Annotated in this window: 23 protein-coding genes, 1 pseudogene and 1 riboswitch; of the genes and pseudogenes, 14 read left to right on the forward strand and 10 right to left on the reverse strand. The window is 62.5% G+C overall.

Features of this window, described 5'->3' with window-relative positions:
- The first annotated feature begins 93 nt into the window (after positions 1-93).
- Complete coding sequence (locus CQ13_RS10700) at positions 94-1,629, forward strand: bifunctional AfsR/SARP family transcriptional regulator/alpha/beta hydrolase (protein ID WP_197427297.1); 1,536 nt, start codon at positions 94-96, stop codon at positions 1,627-1,629.
- A gap of 144 nt (positions 1,630-1,773) precedes the next feature.
- Here the strand turns inward: CQ13_RS10700 and CQ13_RS10705 are convergent, their stop codons facing one another.
- Complete coding sequence (locus tag CQ13_RS10705) at positions 1,774-2,373, reverse strand: gamma-glutamylcyclotransferase (RefSeq protein ID WP_057842859.1); 600 nt, start codon at positions 2,371-2,373, stop codon at positions 1,774-1,776.
- 111 nt (positions 2,374-2,484) lie between these two features.
- Here CQ13_RS10705 and CQ13_RS10710 point away from each other — a divergent pair, with 111 nt between their 5' ends.
- Positions 2,485-3,672: a DUF2125 domain-containing protein gene (locus CQ13_RS10710; RefSeq protein ID WP_057842860.1), complete on the forward strand. Its 1,188-nt coding sequence runs from the start codon at positions 2,485-2,487 to the stop codon at positions 3,670-3,672.
- Between the two features lie 161 nt (positions 3,673-3,833).
- On the opposite strand, the gene CQ13_RS10715 is transcribed toward CQ13_RS10710, so the two are convergent.
- From CQ13_RS10715 to CQ13_RS10730, 4 genes are all read right to left on the reverse strand, one after another.
- Entirely contained in the window at positions 3,834-4,721 is an 888-nt protein-coding gene (locus CQ13_RS10715) for a universal stress protein (RefSeq protein WP_197427298.1), read from the reverse strand.
- A gap of 222 nt (positions 4,722-4,943) precedes the next feature.
- On the reverse strand, positions 4,944-5,882 hold the full coding sequence (locus tag CQ13_RS10720; RefSeq protein WP_057842862.1) for a prephenate/arogenate dehydrogenase family protein: 939 nt from the start codon (positions 5,880-5,882) through the stop codon (positions 4,944-4,946).
- The gene (gene hisC, locus CQ13_RS10725) at positions 5,879-6,976 is read right to left on the reverse strand and encodes a histidinol-phosphate transaminase (protein WP_057842863.1); all 1,098 of its coding nucleotides are present in this window, start codon (positions 6,974-6,976) and stop codon (positions 5,879-5,881) included. The genes CQ13_RS10720 and hisC overlap by 4 nt, the downstream gene beginning before the upstream one ends.
- Before the next feature lie 27 nt (positions 6,977-7,003).
- On the reverse strand, positions 7,004-7,852 hold the full coding sequence (locus tag CQ13_RS10730) for a chorismate mutase (protein ID WP_057842864.1): 849 nt from the start codon (positions 7,850-7,852) through the stop codon (positions 7,004-7,006).
- Positions 7,853-8,036: 184 nt separating this feature from the next.
- Positions 8,037-8,116, forward strand: a riboswitch (SAM riboswitch).
- Positions 8,117-8,198: 82 nt separating this feature from the next.
- Between CQ13_RS10730 and metX the strand changes: the two genes are divergently transcribed.
- Together metX and metW are read left to right on the forward strand one after the other, a co-directional pair.
- The gene (metX, locus tag CQ13_RS10735; protein WP_057842865.1) at positions 8,199-9,401 is read left to right on the forward strand and encodes a homoserine O-acetyltransferase MetX; all 1,203 of its coding nucleotides are present in this window, start codon (positions 8,199-8,201) and stop codon (positions 9,399-9,401) included.
- Position 9,402: 1 nt separating this feature from the next.
- On the forward strand, positions 9,403-10,071 hold the full coding sequence (gene metW, locus CQ13_RS10740) for a methionine biosynthesis protein MetW (RefSeq protein WP_057842866.1): 669 nt from the start codon (positions 9,403-9,405) through the stop codon (positions 10,069-10,071).
- A gap of 13 nt (positions 10,072-10,084) precedes the next feature.
- Here the strand turns inward: metW and CQ13_RS10745 are convergent, their stop codons facing one another.
- Positions 10,085-10,957 carry an alpha/beta fold hydrolase gene (locus CQ13_RS10745; RefSeq protein ID WP_057842867.1) on the reverse strand — a complete coding sequence of 291 codons (873 nt, stop codon included), beginning with the start codon at positions 10,955-10,957 and terminating at the stop codon, positions 10,085-10,087.
- A gap of 478 nt (positions 10,958-11,435) precedes the next feature.
- Here CQ13_RS10745 and CQ13_RS42790 point away from each other — a divergent pair, with 478 nt between their 5' ends.
- The 6 genes from CQ13_RS42790 (at position 11,436) to CQ13_RS10775 (ending at position 14,618) form a co-directional block, all read left to right on the forward strand.
- The gene (locus CQ13_RS42790; protein WP_156433611.1) at positions 11,436-12,095 is read left to right on the forward strand and encodes a TIGR02594 family protein; all 660 of its coding nucleotides are present in this window, start codon (positions 11,436-11,438) and stop codon (positions 12,093-12,095) included.
- A 642-nt stretch (positions 12,096-12,737) separates the two neighbouring features.
- Entirely contained in the window at positions 12,738-12,941 is a 204-nt protein-coding gene (locus CQ13_RS10755; RefSeq protein WP_057842869.1) for a hypothetical protein, read from the forward strand.
- 124 nt (positions 12,942-13,065) lie between these two features.
- Positions 13,066-13,335, forward strand: coding sequence for a hypothetical protein (locus CQ13_RS10760; protein ID WP_057842870.1), 270 nt, complete (start codon positions 13,066-13,068; stop codon positions 13,333-13,335).
- Positions 13,328-13,624 (forward strand): hypothetical protein, encoded by a 297-nt coding sequence (locus tag CQ13_RS10765; protein ID WP_057842871.1) that lies wholly within the window; start codon positions 13,328-13,330, stop codon positions 13,622-13,624. Before CQ13_RS10760 ends, CQ13_RS10765 begins: the two co-directional genes overlap by 8 nt.
- Before the next feature lie 305 nt (positions 13,625-13,929).
- Positions 13,930-14,208, forward strand: a complete 279-nt coding sequence (locus CQ13_RS10770; protein WP_057842896.1) for a DUF1488 family protein — start codon at positions 13,930-13,932, stop codon at positions 14,206-14,208.
- A 218-nt stretch (positions 14,209-14,426) separates the two neighbouring features.
- Positions 14,427-14,618 carry a hypothetical protein gene (locus CQ13_RS10775; RefSeq protein ID WP_057842872.1) on the forward strand — a complete coding sequence of 64 codons (192 nt, stop codon included), beginning with the start codon at positions 14,427-14,429 and terminating at the stop codon, positions 14,616-14,618.
- Positions 14,619-14,700: 82 nt separating this feature from the next.
- Here the strand turns inward: CQ13_RS10775 and CQ13_RS40815 are convergent, their stop codons facing one another.
- Together CQ13_RS40815 and CQ13_RS45500 are read right to left on the reverse strand one after the other, a co-directional pair.
- Entirely contained in the window at positions 14,701-15,078 is a 378-nt protein-coding gene (locus tag CQ13_RS40815; RefSeq protein WP_347337028.1) for a phosphatase PAP2-related protein, read from the reverse strand.
- Positions 14,988-15,236, reverse strand: coding sequence for a hypothetical protein (locus CQ13_RS45500; protein ID WP_245309122.1), 249 nt, complete (start codon positions 15,234-15,236; stop codon positions 14,988-14,990). The genes CQ13_RS40815 and CQ13_RS45500 overlap by 91 nt, the downstream gene beginning before the upstream one ends.
- A gap of 286 nt (positions 15,237-15,522) precedes the next feature.
- Here CQ13_RS45500 and CQ13_RS10790 point away from each other — a divergent pair, with 286 nt between their 5' ends.
- The 4 genes and pseudogenes from CQ13_RS10790 (at position 15,523) to fsrB (ending at position 20,490) form a co-directional block, all read left to right on the forward strand.
- Entirely contained in the window at positions 15,523-15,894 is a 372-nt protein-coding gene (locus CQ13_RS10790; RefSeq protein WP_057842875.1) for a hypothetical protein, read from the forward strand.
- A gap of 968 nt (positions 15,895-16,862) precedes the next feature.
- A pseudogene (locus CQ13_RS47570) lies at positions 16,863-17,423 on the forward strand (TonB-dependent receptor plug domain-containing protein); the annotation flags it as partial.
- Positions 17,424-18,121: 698 nt separating this feature from the next.
- Complete coding sequence (locus tag CQ13_RS47575) at positions 18,122-19,105, forward strand: TonB-dependent siderophore receptor (RefSeq protein ID WP_488225903.1); 984 nt, start codon at positions 18,122-18,124, stop codon at positions 19,103-19,105.
- 95 nt (positions 19,106-19,200) lie between these two features.
- A complete protein-coding gene (gene fsrB / locus CQ13_RS10800) occupies positions 19,201-20,490 on the forward strand; it encodes a siderophore utilization protein FsrB (protein ID WP_057842876.1) in 1,290 nt (429 codons plus the stop codon).
- A 164-nt stretch (positions 20,491-20,654) separates the two neighbouring features.
- Here the strand turns inward: fsrB and CQ13_RS10805 are convergent, their stop codons facing one another.
- Positions 20,655-20,930, reverse strand: coding sequence for a hypothetical protein (locus tag CQ13_RS10805; RefSeq protein ID WP_057842877.1), 276 nt, complete (start codon positions 20,928-20,930; stop codon positions 20,655-20,657).
- Between the two features lie 266 nt (positions 20,931-21,196).
- A complete protein-coding gene (locus CQ13_RS42800) occupies positions 21,197-21,595 on the reverse strand; it encodes a hypothetical protein (RefSeq protein WP_156433613.1) in 399 nt (132 codons plus the stop codon).
- Positions 21,596-21,784 lie beyond the last annotated feature (189 nt).

Here is a 21,784-nt window from a genome sequence, read left to right on the forward strand (position 1 = left end):
TTTCTCCAGAAGGTGACGGTGCAATGCCAGCGGTGCTATCATCGCAGCGTCCCTTGAGCGTCCCCGGACGCCATCATTGAAGATCGCATCGCCATGGCTTCGTTCAACGTCCGGACGCTCGGATTCCCAGAGGTTCGTTGTGATGACCGCCTGTGCCCGTTAGCGCTGCGCAAGGGCCTTGCGCTGCTGGTCTATCTGGCTGAAGCGAAGGGCCCGGTCGGGCGCGATGCGATTGCGACCATGTTGTGGCCGGAAAGCCCCACGGAGGTGGTAAGGGCACGGCTGCGTCGGTTGTTGCATCGCCTTCAGCTCGCGCTCGGCGATGTCCTCGCATCCGACAGATCCACGGTTCGGCTGTCGGCGTCGATCAATCTGGAGATCGATTCACGCCTGTTTGAAGAGGCTTGCGACCGCGGCGAGTTCGAGCGCGCCTGTCGGCTCTATCAAGCCGACTTCCTCGACGGCTTCTCGCCCGGCGGCTGTCCGCAATTCGACGAGTGGGCGTTCTTTCGCAGGGAGGCGTTACGCGGCCGCGCGATCCAGGCACTCGAGAGGGTGGTGCAGGAGAAGCAGGCGGCGGCCGACTACGCGTCCGCCGCCGCGCATGCCGGCCGTCTGGTCGCGCTCGATCCGCTCAGCGAAATCTATGCCCGCCACCTCATCCGCAATCTCATCCTGGGCGGCGATAGAGCCGGGGCCGAGCGCCAGCTCGAGGCGTTGACACAGCGTTTGCGCGATGAACTCGACGTGGCGCCCGAAGCCGAGACCAACGCGCTGCTCGAGGCCGGCGCCGCGGAGCCGCCGCCGACGCAATATGTCAGCGGCGGCCGAGTGCATCTCGCGTTCCAGACCTATGGCAGAGGGCGCACCGACATTCTGATGCTGGCCGGCTTCGTGTCCCACGTCGAACGGGTCTGGGAGGACGCAAGGTGCCGGGCCTTTCTTTCCGCGCTTGCGGCGATGGGCCGTCTCATCCTGCTCGATCGTCGTGGCGTCGGCCTGTCCGACCGGGTCGGGTTCAGCCCCAGCGCGGAGGCAACTGCGCAGGACATCCGCACCGTGCTTGATGCCGCAAGCTCGCGCCGGGTCGTGTTGTTCGGCGCATCCGAAGGCGGACCGGCCTGCATCAGGTTCGCGGCCGATCATCCCGACCGCGTCGCCGGGCTGATCCTGTTCGCTTCGCTCGCGAAGGGAAGCTCTGCACCCGACTATCCGCATGCGTTGCACGCCGATCAATATGATGCGTGGCTGCAGCAGCTCGCTTCGGCCTGGGGCGGGCCTGCCGGAATCGAGACGTTCGCGCCGAGTCTCGCGGGCGATGCCAAAGCGAGAGCCTGGTGGGCCGGCCTGCTTCGTGCGGCCTCAAGCCCGGGCGCCGTCAGGGGCGTGCTCGAGGCCTTCCGCGATACGGATGTGCGGCATCTTCTGGAGCGGGTTGCCGTTCCGACGCTGGTGCTCCACCGCCGCGGCGACCGCGCCGTCCGCATCGGCGCCGGGAGACATCTCGCCGACCACATCCCGCGGGCGCGATTCATCGAGCTCGACGGCGCCGACCACTGGGCCTTCGCCGGCGATCGGCAAGCGGTGCTTGATAGCGTCAGGCAGTTCGTCGGCGGTCTCCCCGGGTAACGTTGTTAGGTTTGTCGATCAAGCGCCTTTGCGGCGCTGAACTTTGCCGAGATGGCTTTAGCGTAGCTAACCCGGACAAAGATGGACGTTGGATGCAAAGGAATTGAAGTCGCCGGCCGGGCGAGCTTGGTACACAGCCCCAGTTCAACGGTCGCTGTCCTCTGCGGGAAGAGGCAGCGGATGCTGGTCGTGCAGCATCGCCGCGAGCCGGTGCAGTTGGGAATCGCGAAAGCCTTCCGCCTCGATCGCCTTGACTGTTGCGATAACATAGTCGCGGTTAACGCCGGACTGGCCGTGTCCCTGCAGCACGTGCCGTAACTGTTCTGCCAGCGACAGCCGCCCGGCATATTGCACGTGACCGCGGTCGACCACGTAGGCGAGGGCGCTGACGCGCTGGCGCGCCTCGTTCTCCAGCCACACCGATCGTTTCACCTCGCGATAGACCGAGGTGACCTGCTCACGCTCGCGCAAATAGGCGATGGTCGCTTCGCTGTTCTTTTCCGCGACCCGGAACGCAATGCCGCGGCAGGCGCCGCCGCGGTCGAGTCCGAGAACGAGGCCGGGCTTTTCCGGCGTGCCGCGATGGACGAAGGAGTAGACACAGAGCGCGCGGTGCTCGCCGATCAGCCGCGCCGGAACCCGTTCGATGAATTCGAAGCCCGGGTGCCACATCAGGGAGCCGTAGCCGAACACCCACAGGTCGCCTTTCGAGAATTCCGTATCGTTGAACTCAATTGCGGACATGCCGGGTGCACCGCTACCAGAACGGCGCGACAAAGCGAAGTGGATTCAATGCCTTTTGTTGCGACGAGCGAATACTTACATTCGCCAAAATCGCTAGCCAAAGGACGCCGCATGCCTGACATGACCCCTGCGCCGCGCCGGCGCCCGCTGTGGCGCCTCTTCATCGCGCCTGCACTGCTCCTTGTTGTTGCCGCGGCATGGAGCGCGTTCTGGCTCTATGCCGCATCCGAAGTCGGCGTGCGCGCCGACGCATGGGCCGCGCAGGAAGCGAAAGCCGGCCGGGTCTATGCCTGCGGCAAGCGTTCGGTGGCCGGCTTCCCGTTCCGCTTCGAAGTCCGCTGCGACGACGCGAGCGTTTCGCTCGTCTCGCAGACCGCGGGCGCGCAGGTGCCGTTCACCGCGCGGCTCGGCGAGATCATGGTGATCGCGCAAATCTATCAGCCGAGACTCTTGATCGCCGAATTCAAGGCGCCGGCCACGCTCGCCGATCGCGGCCAGCCGCCGTCGATGAAGGTGAACTGGACCTTGGGCCGCAGCAGCGTGAGCGGATTGCCCGATGTGCCGCAGCGCGCTTCCATCGTGTTCGACAATCCCTCGATCGACCGCGTCAATGGACCGGTCGAGACCCCGCTCGCGCGCGCCCGCCATGTCGAGCTGCACGGCCGTCTTGCCGAAGGCTCGACGAAGGATCACCCCGTGATCGAAGCCGTGCTGCAGATATCGGGCGGCAACATGCAGGAGGTGCACGCGGTGCTGGCGCAGCCGTTCGACGCCGACATCCAGACCAAGCTCACGGGTTTGAAGGATATTTCACCAAAGCCGTGGCCCGAACGGTTCAGGGAGCTGCAGGCGGCGGGCGGCCAAGTCGAGATCGTGCGGTCGCGGGTTCAGCAGGGCGACCTGATCTCGCTGGCCGCCGGTACATTGAGCCTCAATGCGCAGGGTCGGATCGACGGCGAATTGCAGATGACGGTGGCGGGAATCGAGAAAGTAATTCCGGCGCTTGGCATCGAGAAGATGCTGGAGGAGGGCGTGCCGCAGGCAACGCTGGATCGCGTCGCGCCCGGCGTCAAGAGCCAGGACCTCAACAATCTATTCGGCGCGCTCGACAAGGCGATCCCGGGGCTCGGCAAGGTCGTCAAGCAGAACGCCAATGCCGGCGTCACCGCCAGCATCAACGCGCTTGGCAAGGAGGCGGAGCTGGAGGGGCGGAAAGCGCGCGCCTTCCCGCTGCGCTTTGTCGATGGCGCGGTATTTCTGGGTCCGATAAAAGTGGGGCAGGTGCCGCCGCTGTTTTGATGACGGCCGTGAGAGCGGAGCGCAATCGCCCAAGCCGCGCTTCACTCCGTCTTCTTCAGCGGCTGATGCAGGCGGCCGAAATCCGGCCCCCAACCCGCCTTCGGCGGCCCATAGTGTTGGCGTTGGCGGCAACCTGAGCTGGGATTGCGTTTTGACGAGGGCTAATGCGCCAAGAGAACGGGGCGTGCCGAAGCGTTCTTAAGGATGTGGCGCGTGGCCCCACCCAGAAGCATCTCGCGCAGGCGGCTGTGGGAATAGGCGCCCATGACCAGCAGGCCCGCTTCATGCTCTGCCCCCGCCGCGAGCAGCGTATCGCCCACCGAGCGCAATTCCGGTGCATTCACCTGCGCGGTCGCACCGATGCCATGACAGCGCAAATAGGCAAGCACCTCCGCCTGCGAGGCTTGGCGATTGCTGGCGTCCCGATCAACGCTTATGACCCGCACTGATTTGGCGAGTTGCATGAACGGTATGGCAGCCGAGACCGCGTGCCAGCATTCCGGGCTCTCGTCCCAGGCGATCATCACGCTGTCGGTCAGATCACTCTGCGGGCGAGCCGGCGCCAACAGCACGGGGCGACGGGTCTGCAGCAGCGATTGCTCCGCAATGGCCCTGAGCGATTCCATCACGGTGGCGCTTGCGGCGACCATTAGGTCGAAGGCAGCGGCCCGTTGCACCGCGATTTCCACATACGATCCCTCGGCTTCGCCCCAGGATGCTGCGAGCGGGCTGCCGGGCTCGTCGCTCGCCGATAGCATCGGGATGCCGACTACCGCGCAGGCCTGTGCGAAAACCTCACGCGCATCCCGCGCAGTTCGCTCCCGTTCCTCGGCGTGCCAGTTTACCGATGCGACGGTCACCGTTCGTCCCATTTCGGTGGCACTTAGGCCGCCACGCGTGACACCGCTACGCGTGACCGGCGGCGGCTCACTGATGAACAGTGCCTGGACGTGAGCCCCCAACGCCTTCGCGGCAGACAGGGCCGTTTCAATTTGACCGGTGTGACTGGCTGAGCCGGGAAGTGGAACCAGGATTCGCTTGATGCTCATGAGAGCCTCCTGCGATGCCGCTGTTTGCGACGACAGACGGCACATGTGTGTTGAGCCGAAAGCAAAATCGCGCAATCCCGCGAAATTCATAACTCCCAGAACACCCCAAAGTTCCGGAAACCAGCAGGTGTGCCGGTTGCCGACTTTGGTCGTCGATGTTCGGAAAGATGGATTGCTTCGCTGCGCTCGCAATGACGGCCGCGAGAGCGCGCCGAAGCCGCCTCACTCCGTCTTCTTCAGCGGTGGATGCGGGCGCCCGAAATCCGGCGCGGCCGAATCCTGGCCGATCTCGACGATGCCGCGGCGGATGGCGCGAGTGCGGGTGAAATGCTCGAACAGCGCCTCGCCGTCGCCCCGACGGATGGCGCGGGTGAGTTTTGAAAGGTCCTCGTTGAAGGTGCCGAGCATTTCCAGCACGGCCTCCTTGTTGTTCAAAAACACATCGCGCCACATCGTCGGGTCCGACGCCGCGATGCGGGTGAAATCGCGAAAGCCGCCGGCTGAGAATTTGATCACTTCCGACGACGTGACCTGCGCCAGCTCGTCCGCAGTGCCGACGATGGTGTAGGCGATCAGATGCGGCAAATGGCTGGTGATCGCCAGGACCAGGTCGTGATGATCAGGCGTCATGATCTCGACCTTGGCGCCCAGGCCGGCCCAGAACGCGCGCAGCGTTTCGACCGCCATGGGGTCGGTGCCGTCAGGTGGCGTAAGAATGCACCAGCGGTCGATGAACAGTTCGGCGAAGCCGGAATCAGGACCCGAATGCTCGGTGCCGGCGACCGGATGTGCCGGAACGAAATGAACGTCGCCCGGCAGGTGCGGCGCCATCTCGCGGACGATGGCGCCCTTGACCGAGCCGGCGTCGGAAACGATCGCGCCCGCTTTCAGGAATGGCGCGATCTCCTGCGCCACCTGCCCGCAGGCGCCGACGGGGATGCAGAGGATCACGAGGTCGGCGTCTTTGACGGCCTCCGCGTTGGTCTCCAGCACGCGATCGACGAGGCCGAGCTCCACCACCCGCGCGCGCGTCTTCTCCGAGCGGGCGGTGGTGACGATTTCGGTCGCAAGCTCCTGGGCCCGCACCGCGCGCGCGATCGAGCCGCCGATCAGGCCGAAGCCGATCAGCGCGACGCGTCGGAAGATCGGTACCGTACTCACTTGGCCGCCATGAAGTCGCGCAAGGCGTCGACGACGAGGCGGTTGGCCTCCTCGGTGCCGATGGTCATGCGTAGCGCATGCGGCAGGCCGTAATTGTTGAGTGCCCGCAGTACCAGGCCGCGTTTGGTGAGGAACGCGTCTGCGTCGGCCGAGGTCTTGCCCTTCTCGGTCGGGAAGTGGATCAGCACGAAGTTGGCGACGCTCGGCGTCACCTTCAGTCCGAGTTTGCCAATCTCCTCCGTCAGCCAGTTGCGCCACTCTTCGGTGAAGGCCTTCGACTTCTGTATATGGGCGGTGTCCTCGATCGCGGCGACCGCCGCCAGCATCGCCGGCGTCGAGACGTTGAAGGGACCTCGGATGCGGTTGACGGCATCGATGATGTGCGCTGGGCCGAACATCCAGCCGATACGCAGCGCCGCCAGTCCGTGAATCTTGGAGAAGGTGTGCGTCATCACGGTGTTTTCGGTGGTGGCCACCAGCTCCAGGCCGAGCTCGTAATCGTTGCGCGACACGTAGTCGGAGTACGCAGCGTCGAGCACCAGCAGCACATGCGGCGGCAGGCCAGCGCGCAACCGCTTGACCTCGTCGAACGGCACGTAGGTGCCGGTCGGGTTGTTCGGGTTGGCGAGCCACACCAGTTTCGTGCGCGGCGTCACGCGCGCGAGAATGGCGTCGACGTCCGCGGTAAAATTGGTCTCGGGCGCGACAACGTTCTTGGCGCCGTTCGCCATCGTCGCGATCGGATAGACCAGGAAGCCGTGAGCAGTCGAGATCGCTTCATCGCCCTGGCTGAGGTAGGTGTGCGCCAAAAGGTTGAGGATTTCGTCCGAGCCGGCGCCGCAGATGATGCGGTTGGGATCGAGCCCGTAGGCGCGGCCGATCGCTTGGCGCAGCACGCGCGAGGTTCCTTCCGGATAGTCCTCCAAATGCGCCGCCACGTCCTTGTAGACTTCGATTGCCTTCGGCGACGGCCCGAACGGGGTCTCGTTGGCCGACAGCTTGAACACCTTGCGGCCCGGCTCCGGCACCGGGGTCTTGCCGGGCGTGTAGGGCGCAATATCGAGAATGCCGGGATTCGGCACGGGGCGGTTCATCTTCAACTCCGGAATTTCGGGCGGCGTTTAAGGCTTGGCCGACCCGTTCGGGGGCACCGTATAGCGTGTTGCGTGGCTGCCGACGAGAGCCGACGAGCGCACCGAGGCGCCGGCCTGGATCAGGGCGCTCTTGATCTTTTCGAACCCGGTGCCGGCATCCGATACCAAAAGCGCCGCGCCGTCGAAAGCGGTATCGGGCACGGCGACGATTTCGGCGAGCGGGGCGAGCGCGCGGGCGATATCGGCGTTCCACCCCGAGACGCGGACGCTCCACATCTGCACCTCCGTCACCATGGCATCATCGGCCACGCGCGAGATCACGAACACCGGCAGCGCGGCCGGATGATCGGCGCGCTCGAGGAACGGCAGCCGGGCAATGATTTTTGGCGCGCCTTCAGCTTCCAGCGCACTCCACCACGGCGTTCGGCTCGAGACCGCCGAGACCAGCGCCAGATCGCCCTTCGATTTCGCCACGGCTTCAACCGCGGCCTGTGCGCTGAAATGGCCGACATACGGCACGACAAAGCCGAAGTGAAACCGAGCCGAATCCCGCATCGCGGGCTCACCAACCGAGACGTCCGCATGCACCGAGAACGGCGCCTGGACGTAAGTAAAGGTCGAGATGATGACGCGCCAGATGCTCTCGATGGTATCGAGCGGCAGGATTCCGCGATGGCGCTCTACCAGGCTGCGCATCATGCTGGCCTCGCGCGCGGGCCGGAACGCCGAGCCCACCTCCTGGGTCTGCTTCACCTGGATCAGCCGGTCGATGATGTCGCCGCGCGCCATCAAGAGGCGATGGACCTGCTCGTCGATCGCGTCGATCTCCTTGCGCAATTCCTGCAGCGAGGGCGGAGCCGGGGGAGCCTTGGACATTTGGCATAACCTGATGAGAGCTTTACCTCATCCAGAAGAGCGGCGCATGCGCCGCGTCTCGAAGGATGAAGCCCGTTCTCCCTCATGGTTCGAGACGGCGCAAGGGCGCCCCTTCACCAGGAGGTCTGCGAGCCCGGTTAACCATGCGGCTGCCTTGACGGGGGACCTGCTTCGGACTAGCTTTGTTCCATTCCGTGGTCATTTGAGCCGGCCGGCTTGCAGCCACGTTAAACAACTCGCTAAACAGGCCGGGGACAGATTGATCCCGGCCGAACCTTTCGTTCAGGCCGGGTTTTTTACGGCCTGATTTCTGTCTGTAAGGACCTCCGCGAGGAGGAAGGTCGGGATGACACAATTGCAGTCGGTACCCAGTCCGTCGATTCACAGCGAGGACCGCGCCCACGAGGCCGATCATCCGACCTCGCCGGTGGTCAAATTCGGCATCGAGCAGCCCTTGAAGCTCGATTGCGGCATCGATCTCGCGCCATTCCAGATCGCGTACCAGACCTATGGCGAGTTGAACGCCGACCGCTCCAACGCGATCCTGATCTGCCACGCGCTGACGCTGGATCAGCATGTCGCCAACGTGCATCCTCTGACCGGCAAGGCCGGCTGGTGGGAAATCATGGTCGGTCCAGGGCGCCCGCTCGATACCGACAGATATTTCATTATCTGTTCGAACGTGATCGGCGGTTGCATGGGATCGACCGGTCCGGCCTCGACCAACCCGGCGACCGGCAAGGCGTGGGGGCTGGATTTTCCGATCATCACCATCCCCGACATGGTCCGCGCGCAGGCCATGTTGCTCGACCGGCTCGGCATCCAAACATTGTTGTGCGTCATCGGCGGCTCGATGGGCGGCATGCAGGTGCTGCAATGGACGGCAGCCTATCCGGAACGGGTGTTCTCCGCGCTGCCGGTCGCCTGCTCAACGCGCCATTCGGCGCAAAACATCGCGTTTCACGAACTCGGCCGGCAGGCCGTGATGGCTGATCCGGACTGGCACCATGGGCGCTATTTCGAGCGCAGCACGCATCCGCACCGCGGGCTGGCGGTGGCGCGGATGGCAGGGCACATCACCTATCTTTCCGACGCCGCGCTGCATCGCAAGTTCGGGCGGCGGATGCAGGATCGCGAACTGCCGACGTTTTCGTTCGACGCGGATTTCCAGGTCGAAAGCTATCTGCGCTATCAGGGCTCGTCCTTTGTCGAGCGCTTCGATGCCAACAGCTATCTCTATCTGACGCGGGCGATGGACTATTTCGATATTGCCGCCGACCATGACGGCGTGCTGGCGGAAGCGTTTCGCGGCATTAAGACCCGCTTTTGCGTGGTGTCGTTCACCTCCGACTGGCTGTTTCCGACCTCGGAATCGCGCGCGCTGGTGCATGCGCTGAACGCCTCCAGCGCGCGGGTGTCGTTCGCCGAGATCGAGACCGACCGCGGCCACGATGCCTTCCTGCTCGACGTGCCCGAGTTCTTCGACATTTCTCGCGCCTTCCTGGAATCGGCGGGCAAGGCGCGCGGCCTTGACGGTACAGGCGGTTGATATGGCCCTTCAGGAACAAGCGTTGCCGCTCGGCGGCATAGCGCCCGATCGCACCGGCAAATATCGCACCGATCATCTCCTCGTCGCCGAGATGATTGCGGCCGGCTCAAAAGTGCTCGACGTCGGCTGCGGCGACGGCGAATTGCTGCAACTCCTGGAGAGCCGGGGCATCGATGGCCGCGGCATCGAGCTGTCGCGCGAGGGCGTCAACCGCTGCGTCGCCAAGGGCCTCGCCGTGGTGCAGGGCGACGCCGACACCGACCTCGTCAATTATCCGGACGATGCCTTCGATTACGTCATCCTGTCGCAGACGCTGCAGGCGACACGGCAGCCGAAGCCGGTCCTGGAGAACCTGCTGCGCATCGGCCGGCGCGCGGTCGTGTCGTTCCCGAATTTCGGCTTCTGGAAGATGCGGCTGCAACTGCTCGTCGGCGGCCACATGCCGCGTACCGAAAACCTCCCGGCGACCTGGTACGACACGCCGAACATCCATTTCTGCACGATCAAGGACTTTGTCCAGCTCTGCGACGAGATCAACGTCAAGATGGAGCGCGCGGTGGCGCTCGATCTCTACGGTCGCCCTGTGCCGCTGAACCTGCCCTGGTGGGTCTGGAACATGTTCGGCGAGCAGGGGGTATTCTTGTTGAGTAGGGGCGGGCAGGGGAAGTAGGGATCGCAGCGGCTCACACCACCGCCGCCACCATCGATCTCGGATCCCGCCCGGGCCATCGCCCGGCTTCCACCAGTGCGATGAACCGCTCCACCATCTCGTTGAACAGCGCCGGCTCTTCCAGATTGAGCACGTGGCCTGATTTCGGAAAGAACGACAGCCCCGCGGCCGGCAAATGCCGCTTCAGGAACAGGCTCGGCTCAATACAGTTGTCGTCCTCGTCGCCGCACAGGATCAGCGCCGGCGTCGGCACGCGTCGGATCGCATCCGTCATGGTGTAGATCGACGGTCGCTTGCCCTGAAAGCTGCGCATGGTGTTGGCCGAGCCCTTGGCATCGTGCCGCGCCAGCGCTGCGTAGAAATCGGCATGGCCGCGCGGGTCTTTCAGCAAAAATGGAATCCGGCTCGGCGCCTCACGCGTCACCTTGGCGACTTCAACCGATCCGATCGCCTCATATTGCTCGGCATTGGCGACGCATTGCGCGCGGAAGGCGTCGAGATCTTCGAGTGACGAGCCGGCGCCGACGGCGGCGAGGGTCATTGACAGCGCGCGGTCGGCTGCGTTGAGGCCAACCTGCAGCGAGGAATAGGAGCCCATCGACAGACCGACGAAATGCGCTTTCGCAATGCCGAGGTGATCGAGCACCGCGAGCGCGTCGGTGTAGAAATACTCGTAGGTGTAGACGTCGGTCGAGGGCGGCACGTCGGAAGGCGTATAGCCGCGCGCCGAATAGGCAATGCAGCGATGGCCGCGCGAGAAGTAACGCATCTGCGGCTCCCAATTGGTGTGGTCGGCCGCGAACTCGTGCAGGAAGATGATCGGCGTCCCGCTCCCGGCCTCCTCGAAATAGAGACGCACGCGATCCTTGGCGACGGCATAGGGCATTTCGGATTCCTCCCAATTTTCTTGTTATTTCGTAACTTCCTTGCGCAGCTAACCCACAGAATTGCAATTAATTCTCGGGGCTGCAATGCGGCAGGAAAGCTCCATTTTCGCCATCGAATCGTCGCGGAATCACCCCGAAATTGTTTCCCCACCGCCACACAAAATCTTGCTCTCGTCACATCGCCAAACGCAAAACGCCGGCCGCGTTCGTTCGTAGACGAACGCAAAGTGTGGGAGTGTTAGAGGACCAAGTATGAGTCAGTTGTTTGCGTTTCGCCGGTCGCTTCGTTTCGTCGCGTTGGCACTATGTTCGGCTTCCATTTTCGTATTTGTCGCTCCAGCTTCAGCAAAGCCAAATCACGGCGCAGGGCGACACGCTCGCGCTTATCACGCCGGTCATCACGTCAAGCATCATTACGCACATCGCCACGATCGCCATGCTCTCAGGGTGTCGCGCTGGGAGCGCAGGGCTGCACGCATGCAGGCGGGCGGCTTTGTCGAGAACAACCCGAGCTTCATGGGAACGAGCTTCATGGGAAGCAGCGCCGAGATGCCGACGCGCGGCGGTTTCGTCTCGTCCAACACAGTCAAGGCAGCGCGCGCCGATCGCGCCGGCCGTCGTGCCCGGCTCCGGCACGCCGCGCACACATCGCGCTGGGAGCGCGCGGTCACGCAGATGCACGCGCGCGGTCTTGCCGATGCCAACGCCAGCGTCACGCCGGGAACGAGCGTCGAATCCAATTCAACTGTACCGCCGACCAGCGGCGCGATGGCTTCAGGCTACACCTCATCGAACGTCGTCGCCGAAGCACGGAAGTATCTCGGCGGCAACCCCACGGGACGCGGCAGCCTGTGGTGCGCGCGGTTCATGAACATGGTCCTGCAACATTCCGGCTATCGCGGCACCGGCTCGGACATGGCGAGCTCGTTCGCGAAATACGGCCAGCGCATTTCCGGCCCGCAGGTCGGCGCGATTGCGGTGATGTCGCGTGGCCGCCGCGGCGGCCATGTCGGCATCATCACCGGCATCGACGCCAAGGGCAATCCGATTATGATCTCCGGCAACAGCGGCAACCGCGTCCGCGAGTTGCCAGTCGCGCGCGGCCGTATCTACGCCTACGTCATGCCGACGAGCTGAGGCGGATTGCGCCGCGGCGCCTCTTCTTCTCGCCCCGTTCCTTCTCGGGGCGAGGCTGCCTTCACGATGATGCTTGAAGGCGGGGTGAAGGCCGGGAAGACAGATACCTCGGCGCCAGGCGCTTTGCGCTTCGTGCCGCTTGTTGATTTCGGCTCGGCGGCGTTGTGTTTTCAGTGCCCGAGTTCCCGCAGTGCGTCTACGTACACATTTTATCTACACCCGGCGCCATTTTGGCGTAGGCTTCTGCCATCACCGCTATGTCTTTGGCTTCCATCGGTGACTGAGAGCGTTGTGCTCCCGCCTCACAAGGGAGCGCCTAATGCCCGACACGCGACTTACCAACAAGCTATCGCCTCGCCAAAGCGTGCCGCCTTGCTGTCCGATGTGCCTAGACGACATGGAGGTACTACGTGTTGTTCCGGGAAGGCCCGGCTTCGAGCAATGGACCTTACGATGCGGGAAATGCGGGCTGATCCATGAAGCGCAGGCGGCTGCGGATCCGAATAATTCCGAAGCGCTGGGATGGCGGGCAGTCCGCTGAAGCCGCCCCAGTAAAGGCGCGGGGCTCCGGTCGATTTATCTCCCTACCGACTACGATTGGGCGCAGCATTCACCGCGGGCTGTCAAACAAGGAGGCCGCTCATGAACGGCAACATATTCAACAGTAAGGGAACCCGCGTCGCTGTGGTGATCGGCCCCGAAATTTTCGATCTTAGCGGCAAGAAGCTCTTTGACCTCAAGGGCAAGAATATCTACCGCCTATCCGGTGAATTGGTTGGTCATCTAAGTGACGCGAGCGGTTCGGCGAAGCGGCTCGACAAGGCGACCGATCGATTGTTCTCGTAATTGCGACGCCGGGCCGTATTAGTCCCCGGTTCAGCGGCTGGCGCGGGTTGCCCTAACCTGGACGAATGCCGCTTTGTTCGAGAAATCGATAGCTATTTGCGGGGAAAGGGCGCACGGTCGATACATGGCCATGCGCTCGCGACGGGAAATGATTCATTTCAAGCGTCCGTTCCATCTCAAGGGGGTTGGCCGGCTGTTGCCGCCTGGTGCTTATGAGGTCATCACCGACGAGGAAATGATCGAAGGACTTTCATTTCAGAGCTTCCGCCGCGTCGCCACCATGATCATGGTCCCCGGCGCGGCGCTGCACCAAGCTTCGACGGAAATGATCTCGATCAGCTCGGTCGATCTTTCCGATGCGCAGCGCGACGACGCGATCGCATCTCGTGAGTGAAACTCCGGTCGATCTCGACAAGCACCGGGGCATGGCGGCGCAAAAGGCGACCGATATCCGCCGCGCGCTCGCCGACGTCGAGGCTAACGCAAAGCTGCAGCGGGACCGCCAGGCCGCCCTCGAGCTACAGCTTCTGACCGTCCCGGCTGAGTCGTGGCCGGAAGCGGTCGCAAAGGCGCGGTACGTCCTGAATCTCTATGCGGCGGATTTGGCGCCGACCGACACGCATCACCGCGACCTCGTGGCCACCGTACTGGCCGACCTTACCCGCCTCGCTGGTGAAAGCTGACGTGGCGAATATTCCGGCTCGGCCGTCGAGCTTCTTGCCACGCACTCGAATTACCCGAACGCGCAACTGAAAGCAGCGAATGCAAAATCTCTCGCCTCGTCACGTCAAGACCGAAGAATCGCTCCGCCTCGGTGTCGTTTCCGGATGGTACTCCACCAAAGTCAGCGGAACATTCGTCTCTGGCCCGCACGATTCCGAAGCCGAGTGCCTGCGTAGGATTGCGGAGATCGACCCTCAACCCGTTCGAAAGAAATGATGAGCATGAAAGCTGGCGGCATAGCCTTTACCAGCCGGAGATGGATCAAATGACACTCGTGCGCGGCGACATCGGTGGTTATGAATTCAATCGCATGGTGGTGCTGTTCTCGATGATGGACGGTGCCAGGGTGATACCGTGCGCCATCAGCGCCACGGCGATGGACGATCTCGAACATGTCTCGCGTACAGCGGCGGACCAGCGCGAACGACAATTCGTGCGCCTGCGGGATCGGATCGAGCAATGCGCTTCCCGGAAATTTCTCGCCGGAGAGTTTGAAGGCAACCCCCCAGGTATTATTCTGCGCGGCATCGATTTTCGCGCATAGATCGAGCAGGCCTGACTCGAACAGAAATGCGGCGGCATGTCCCGCCTGAGCTGAACAGGCGAGTATATGCCCGATCCCAAAAATTTCGCTCTCAGCGAGTGGCTTGTCCCACCGATACTTTTGCCGGTCTTCCTGGAGCTGGTCATTGCCGGCGCCGTGATCATCATTGGTAGTCCGCTTTCGCCTGAGGGATTCGGCACGATAGAGGTAGTGACCAGATGAACGAACGCCATGAGATTCTGAAAAAGGCGCGGGACCGCATGATTGAGGATCGCGATGTGCACGCAAAGGTGCTCGCCGCGCCGTTCGATCGCGACAAGGCGGAGCGCGCGCGGCTAAAATTCGTCGAGCTCCAGGTCTTGATAGACGCGATCGAGCGTGCGATGGCCGGCGAACGGGCGACGTTTTAGGGACGCCAGAAGCAAGCCTAGCCGGGGTCGCGCAGATGTGCGCCCGATGACGGCCCCACCAGCGTCAAGCCGTTCGGATAATTCAGTCAGTCCTGGATTGACCGCTCGGCAAGGATTCGTCGCCGACGAGGTGCAGCGCGAACGGCTTGGGCACGGACCCATGTCCGCCGTCGGCTGGGGTCAATATCTTTCGCCTTGTTCGTTTTGCCCGCGGCACGGCCTCGGTCTCGGAGGAACGAAACAGCGCGTAGTCGCGACCAAACAGCCAGCACGAAATCTGAAAGATGCCGTGGGTGATGAACAACGCGGCGAGCACGTCGATCGAATAGTGATAGTGGCCGAGCAGCACGATTGAGCCGAAGAAGCCGGTCAGCGCGAGGTAGAATATTCGCCATTGCGGGATGTGCCAGAAGGCAAGCGCGGCGAGAAGCGGCAGGCCGGTGTGGCCGGAAAAGAACAGGTCGCTGCCGTAGAAATCGAGTTGAAGAACGGTGCCGGCTGCTGCGGATCGATCGGCGATGGCGCAACATGGGTGAGGGCCACGAACACAGCGCGGACCAGCAGGAACAGCGCTGCGGCCTTGAGTGCGAACGGCACCCGGTTTGGCCGCGCGATCAAGCGCGCTTCTACTGCTACCTTAGCTTCTACTGCTACCTTAGGAGCGTGACTAAGTACGTGCTGTACAGCATCAGTCCTATAGTCTACCGTTTAATTACAAGGTGGCAGTTGCTGACTTTGAAGCTGTCCATGAAGCGGTGACGTCCGAAGTCGCTGCTCGTCGCGTAGCGGCAGCTAGAGTGCCATCGGAAGGCGCAATCTCATAGGCTAGATACTTGCACCAAGCGCGGATGCACGCGGCTCTGCGGCTGCGAACGCGCTTGTCTACAAACAAAAGGAGACCGTCATGAGAATACCCGCAATTTTGCAGGGTGAGGCGCGGACTCGCCTCCTCCAAGGCATCGCTTTCGGCGCTGTTGCGACGATGGCGATCGGATTTATCTGGGGCGGCTGGGTCACCGGCGGCACTGCCAGAACTATGAGCGCAATGGCAGAGAGCAGCGGTCGGATGTCTGTCCTGGTCCCGATGTGCGTCGCGCAGTTCACTGCGGCGGATGGGGCCGTAGCCAAGTTTAAGGCGACGGGCACATATTCAAGGGACAACGTCATCAGCGAATTCGTGAAGACCGTTGCCTCCACGAGTATGGACTATTCGTTCGCCAGGGCGTGCGCAACCGGCGTGGAAGCTGAACTCTCAAAGACGGCCGCAAAGAGCTGAGCAGTCCGTCCGCCAACATAAGACCCAGCGAAATGAGTGAGCACAGGTCCGGACGACCGATGACGTCTCGCGCGCAGATTTCCTGAGCGCGCCTATTTCCTGAAAACGTCGCCAGAACGCCCGAGCGGGCAGGTGGATCCCAACCCCTTTCGTCTGGAAGGGTGCGCAGGCGGCGCGGGAAAATGCGCCCTCGGATAGCGAGCGCAGATGCGCGCGATTGCCCAACAGCGTTCGGTAGAGCCGGATGGTATCTTCGATTACCACTCCCCTCCGTTCGCTAATGTGTAATGCGGGGCGCGGCGGCGTATGAACTACGCCACATCTCGGAAACCCGGCCCTTGTTGCCTGGAGTTAAGGTCGGCGCGGCCTATCCCTATGCCGCACTGGCTCCTCAGTTTCGTGAGGACGTTTCGTCGGAACTCCGGGACGTAACAGCAGGACCTTCCGACGAAGTCGTTTTCCCAGTCCGACGAAGACACCCTGAAACAAGCCCGTGGTTTGATGGCTCTACCCAACAACCGGAGGCTATGTGAGCCTCCCTGGGGCGAGAGGTTCAGGCTCGCGAGAGATTAGCCTGAGGCGGTAGGTGTCGTCATGCGCGAAGATTTTGCTTCATCCAGTTTTCTTGCTGTTATCGTCGTCGGTTTGATTGTGGTTTGTACTGGCCTCCTCGCGCTTGGAATCTGAAATCCAGTCCGAGGCGATCTGTGCGTCGGCGCGACGCCGGTGCACGTCACGATTGAAGACGACGCGATCGCAAGTTTCTCCCACGGCTGCCATCGGCAAACCGGAGCTTCATCGCGCAATCTGGAGCAATTCTAGCAACCACCCATCGAACTCCGAAGATGTCTGCGTTAGAGCGAGGCATCAAAAATCCTACCGGCCAAGCCGGCAGACTTCGGGGTATCTTAAGGGTGACACTGACAGCATTTCATTCGTTTTCCGCCACGCGACTTCAACTGATGCGAATGATCTGCCTCGGGGCAGTCAGCAGTTTCACGCTCTTCCTGCCGACCGGCGCTGCGCTGGCGCAGTCGTCACTGCCGCCGGTCACCGTGGACGCGCCGCAGCAGCGCGCGCGTCCGGCCGCGGCCCAACCATCCCGCCGTGCTGCGACCACGCGCGCTACGCGCGTCACTCGCGCCGCCGCCAATCCGCAGGCGGCACCGGCTGTGCCTGCATCGGGCCCAGGTGCCGGCGAACGCGCCAACGGTCCCGTGCGCGGCTTTGTCGCAACCCGCACCGGCACCGCGACCAAGACCGACACGCCGATCATCGAAACCCCGCAGTCGATCTCCGTCGTCACCACCGACCAGGTCAAAAACCAGGGGGCTGAATCGGTCGGCGCTGCGCTGCGCTATACCGCTGGAGTCAGCGGCGACGTCAACGGCGGTTCCGACACGCGCTTCGGCGGGTTGCAGATCCGCGGTTTCGACATGACCATGCCGGGCCTCTATCTCGACGGCCTGCGGCTGCCCAGCAGCCGCTATGTGCACTTCCTCGGTCTGGAGCCCTACGGCGCCGAGCGTCTGGAAGTGCTGAAGGGTCCATCCTCGGTGATGTATGGTGGCAGCGGCACCGGCGGCATTCTCAACTATGTCAGCAAGCTGCCCACGGCCTACCAGTTCGGCGAGATGTCCGTCTCGGGCGGCAGCTTCAATCGCTACCAGGGCCAATTCGACGTCGGCGGCCCCGCCAACAAGGAAGGCACCGTATTGTGGCGCCTCACCGGCACTGTCCGCGACGGCGAAACCCAGGTCGATTTCACCAAGGACAACCGCGTCTTCATCGCGCCGGCGGTGACGATCAAGCCGAACGAAGACACCACCATCACGCTGTTGGCCAACTATCAAAAGGACACGGCCGGCTGGGGCCTGCAATTCCTGCCGCCATCGGGCACGGTGTTTCCGAACAACGGCCGCATCATTCCGAATACGTTTTTCGGCGGCGAGCCCAATTTCAACCGGTTTGATACCGAACTGGCCACGGCGGGCTACCTGCTCTCGCACGACATCAACGAGGCCCTCACGTTCCGGCAGAACCTGCGTTATGCGTGGATGCACAACGAACAGCAGAGCTTCTACGGCCTGGGCTACACCTCGGCGGCTGACGAAGCCGCAGGCCTGATGTCACGCGCCGGCTCTGGCGGTGCAACGACCATCAACTCCTTCGCAGTCGATAATCAGCTCCAGGGAAAGTTCGTCACTGGCATTTTGAGCCACACCACATTGTTCGGCATCGACTACCGCAACACCTCGTTCCGGGACGTCGCTTCAGCGTACAGCACCGGCAAGATCAACGTGTTGCGCCGGTCTACACCAATACATGGACCAATCTCGGCCCTGCTGACGACCTGAACATCAAGCAGTCGCAGGTCGGAATCTACGCGCAGGACCAGATCAAGCTCGGCCGGCTCTCGTTCCTGCTCGGCGCCCGGCAGGACTTCGCCACGACCGACCTCCGCGACTTTCTCCATACGCCTTCCACCGCCACCACCGACGCCTCGGCATTCACCCGTCGCGCCGCCGTGATGTACAATTTCGACAACGGGATCGCGCCGTATTTCAGCTATGCCGAATCATTCCTGCCGGTGCTCAACACCAACGCCGCGGGCGAGCTGCTGAAGCCGGAAACCGGCGTCCAGTATGAAGTCGGCGTGAAGTATCAGCCGGTCGGGATCAATGCGCTGATCACTCTGGCGGCGTTCGATCTGATGCGGTCCAATGTCGTCACCTTCGCGCCTCCGTCGTACACCGCCGAGCAGAGGGGGCAGGTGAACTCGCGCGGCATCGAGCTGGAAGGCACGGCCACGCTGACGGAAGGCTTCAACGTCCGTGGCGCCTACTCCTACATCGATGCCGTGGTCACGGAGGACCCCGTAAACGTCGGCAAGGCGCCGACCACCGTGCCGCTCAACCGGTTCGCGCTGTGGACTGACTACACGCTGCAGAGCGGGCCGCTCGCCGGCGTCCAGGTAGGTGGCGGCGTCCGTTATGTCGGCTCGACCTTCGGCGATGATGCCAACACCTTCAAGGTGCCGGCCTCGACCGCGGTCGACGCGCTTCTGGCCTACACCAAAGACAATTATCGCCTGGCGCTGAACGTCACCAACATCGCCGACACCCGCTATGTCGCGGCCTGCTATGGCTATACGAGCTGCTTCTATGCCGAAGGCCGCAAGGTGATCGCCAGGCTGACCTATCGATGGTAGGTCGGCCGCGAAATGCGACGGATACATCCCGCCGGTCAAATCGACCGGCGGGATGATGTTTGCTTAATTGAGGCACCAACAGCACGGGCGAAGCCATGAAATCGATCTTCGGGCGACTGCATCGCTGGGCCGGCCTTCTCACCGCCGGCTTTCTGTTTTTTTCCGGCGTCACCGGCGCGATCATCTCATGGGATCACGAGATCGATGATCTCTTGAACAAGAACCTGTTCGATGTGACCAGCAGCGGTCCCGCGATTCCCTCGGTCAAGCTTGTCAAGCTGATCGAGCAGCGCGATCCGCGCGCGCGCGTCGTCCACATGTTCATGGCCCCGGAGAAAGACCATTCGCTGTGGTTCTTCGTGCTGCCGCGGATCGATCCCGCCACCGGCAAGCGATTTAGCCTAGATTACAACCAGATATTCCTCGATCCCAACACTGGTGCAGAGCTCGGGCGGCGCTACTGGGGCGCGGTGTGGCCGGTGACGCGCGCCAACTTCGTCTCGTTTCTCTACAAGCTGCACTACACCATGCACATTCCGGAGTTCTGGGGCAGCGATCGCTGGGGGATGCGCGTGCTTGGCGTCATCGCCATCATCTGGACCATCGATTGCTTCGTCGGCTTCTATCTGACGCTGCCGTCCCGTCGCCGCGCCAGGGCAGAACGGGCGCCTGCCGTTGCGCGCGAACTCGGCCGTGGCTTCTGGGCGCGCTGGGCGCCGGCCTGGAAGATCAAGACCTCGGGCAGTGCCTATCGAATCAATTTCGATATCCACCGCGCTTTCAGCCTGTGGACCTGGGCGCTGCTGTTCGTCATCGCCTTCACGGCGTTCTCGCTCAACCTCTATTTTGAGGTGTTCTCGCCGCTGATGAAGACGGTATCGAACTACACCCCGACGCCGTATGAGCAGCGACCCTATCGGCATCTCGACGATCCGATCGAACCCAAGGTCACGTATGCCGATATCGCCGCGCGCGCCGCGGCCGACGGCAAGAGCAGGGGATGGACCACGCCTGTTGGTTCGATCAATTACGGCCCGGCCCACGGCGTGTATGCTGCGGCCTTCTTCCACCCCGGCGACGATCATGGCGCCGGCGGTGTCGGCCCGGCGCAGCTTTTTTACGACAGTGAGGACGGACGCCCGATCGGCGAGCGGCTGCCGTGGGTCGGCACCGCCGCTGATATCTTCGTGCAGGCGCAATTCCCGCTGCATTCCGGACGTATCGTCGGGCTGCCCGGCCGCATCCTGATTTCGGTGATGGGGCTGGTGGTTGCGGCGCTATCGGTGACCGGCGTCGTGATCTGGTGGCGCAAGCGCCGTGCCCGTGTCCGGGTGCGCGAGACCGCTACAGCACGCTCGAGCGGACACCTCGCGCCGGCGGAATAGCTCCATCGAGCCGTCGGGCCTCCGAATCGGCATCTGGATTGAGAATGGTGGGCACGGCCAAAAGGCCTTTGCCCACCCGGTTGCGGCGGTTGCGGCAAACCGTAGAGCGGGCAAAAGCGCGCAAGCGCCGTGCCTACCATCGCCTGGGAACGAAGGTCATTCGTTCACGGGAGCGGTTCGACCTTCGCCGCCATGTCGGGCGCGCGTGTGACTCGGTATGTCGCGTTGCTGCATTTGAGGACCCAGACGGCACGATCCGGCCGGGATCGCTTTCTGTCTCTCGTGGCGCCGAGCGCCTTGTCACAGGCAAACCCCTGCGTACGAATCTGAGCCGACAGCATCGTCTGCGGCGTTTCGGCCGGAGCCTGCTGCGCCCGGACCTGCGGGCTGAAAAGCACAGCAGCGATAGCCAGGAGTAACAATCCCTGTGTTTTGCGCATGGCCTCAATCCTCCCAACATCCGCCCGTCTGGGTGCTGAACTATATGGCAAGAACGCTGGTGTTGTCTGCGCTTGAGTCATTAGCCCAGCCAAGCTACGGGTTCGGCAACTCGAAAACACTTTCGACCAAAGTAGGAAACTCACCTAGTATCTGCTGCAAGAACGACTCGACCAGAGCCAGCGCCCGGTCATCCGCGCCGCTTTGCTCAATAGATGCATGAGAAAGTGCGTATTGCCAGACTTGCGGTCTATAGCGCACCAGTGAACTAAGTAAAAACGCGCCACAGAACTGCAAAGAACGCTCCGATAGAGTCGCCCCATTCAGCGGTTGGATTGCTGTAGGGTGCGTTTTTTGAAATTCCACCCGCTAAGGGAATGGTTTCAAATGGAACAAACTTCTCAGCTCGCAAATTTGCGGCGAAGCCGTTATCGCCAGCCACCAGCCTTTGTTCAGAGAATTCATCTACATTCGACTTAGCAATGCTATAGAATAGTAGAACGGAGTTATCCCACGCGTGTGAAGCCTCAGTGAGACGCCAACCTTTGAGCCAGGGATACAAATCACGCCACCGTGCGACGCGCGATACCAGCTCTTCTCTGCTTTTGAACAAATGCGGGTCATCAATTCGTAGCTGTGCACTTTCCCCGTTGTTGCTTTTGCCCACCTCTGCTGCGGAGTGATTTCCTTATGGCACAAGCGCAATTTCATGTAGTCGCCTGCGGCAAACTGGCACGACGGGGCAAATCAATTCTGATTTTCCGAAATCGTGTCAAGCGCAGGAAACAAAAAGAATTAAAAATATTCCGCTTTCGTTCTCACCCAAATCAGTCGCATAACTCCGCCCGTCTCACGG

Origin of the sequence: Bradyrhizobium retamae, from assembly GCF_001440415.1 — a bacterium.
In the GTDB taxonomy this organism is placed as follows: Bacteria; Pseudomonadota; Alphaproteobacteria; order Rhizobiales; family Xanthobacteraceae; genus Bradyrhizobium; species Bradyrhizobium retamae.

What these genes read in the sequence shown, in the direction of transcription:
- CQ13_RS10775 (WP_057842872.1), top strand. Translation starts at nt 14,427, where the DNA reads ATGAACGAACGCCATGAGATTCTGAAAAAGGCGCGGGACCGCATGATT.
- CQ13_RS10770 (WP_057842896.1), top strand. Translation starts at nt 13,930, where the DNA reads ATGACACTCGTGCGCGGCGACATCGGTGGTTATGAATTCAATCGCATG.
- CQ13_RS10790 (WP_057842875.1), top strand. Translation starts at nt 15,523, where the DNA reads ATGAGAATACCCGCAATTTTGCAGGGTGAGGCGCGGACTCGCCTCCTC.
- CQ13_RS10760 (WP_057842870.1), top strand. Translation starts at nt 13,066, where the DNA reads ATGGCCATGCGCTCGCGACGGGAAATGATTCATTTCAAGCGTCCGTTC.
- metW (WP_057842866.1), top strand. Translation starts at nt 9,403, where the DNA reads ATGGCCCTTCAGGAACAAGCGTTGCCGCTCGGCGGCATAGCGCCCGAT.
- CQ13_RS10710 (WP_057842860.1), top strand. Translation starts at nt 2,485, where the DNA reads ATGCCTGACATGACCCCTGCGCCGCGCCGGCGCCCGCTGTGGCGCCTC.
- CQ13_RS10805 (WP_057842877.1), bottom strand. Translation starts at nt 20,930, where the DNA reads ATGCGCAAAACACAGGGATTGTTACTCCTGGCTATCGCTGCTGTGCTT.
- CQ13_RS10755 (WP_057842869.1), top strand. Translation starts at nt 12,738, where the DNA reads ATGAACGGCAACATATTCAACAGTAAGGGAACCCGCGTCGCTGTGGTG.
- metX (WP_057842865.1), top strand. Translation starts at nt 8,199, where the DNA reads ATGACACAATTGCAGTCGGTACCCAGTCCGTCGATTCACAGCGAGGAC.
- CQ13_RS10745 (WP_057842867.1), bottom strand. Translation starts at nt 10,957, where the DNA reads ATGCCCTATGCCGTCGCCAAGGATCGCGTGCGTCTCTATTTCGAGGAG.
- CQ13_RS10715 (WP_197427298.1), bottom strand. Translation starts at nt 4,721, where the DNA reads ATGAGCATCAAGCGAATCCTGGTTCCACTTCCCGGCTCAGCCAGTCAC.
- fsrB (WP_057842876.1), top strand. Translation starts at nt 19,201, where the DNA reads ATGAAATCGATCTTCGGGCGACTGCATCGCTGGGCCGGCCTTCTCACC.
- CQ13_RS10700 (WP_197427297.1), top strand. Translation starts at nt 94, where the DNA reads ATGGCTTCGTTCAACGTCCGGACGCTCGGATTCCCAGAGGTTCGTTGT.
- CQ13_RS10730 (WP_057842864.1), bottom strand. Translation starts at nt 7,852, where the DNA reads ATGTCCAAGGCTCCCCCGGCTCCGCCCTCGCTGCAGGAATTGCGCAAG.
- CQ13_RS10705 (WP_057842859.1), bottom strand. Translation starts at nt 2,373, where the DNA reads ATGTCCGCAATTGAGTTCAACGATACGGAATTCTCGAAAGGCGACCTG.
- CQ13_RS42790 (WP_156433611.1), top strand. Translation starts at nt 11,436, where the DNA reads ATGCAGGCGGGCGGCTTTGTCGAGAACAACCCGAGCTTCATGGGAACG.
- hisC (WP_057842863.1), bottom strand. Translation starts at nt 6,976, where the DNA reads ATGAACCGCCCCGTGCCGAATCCCGGCATTCTCGATATTGCGCCCTAC.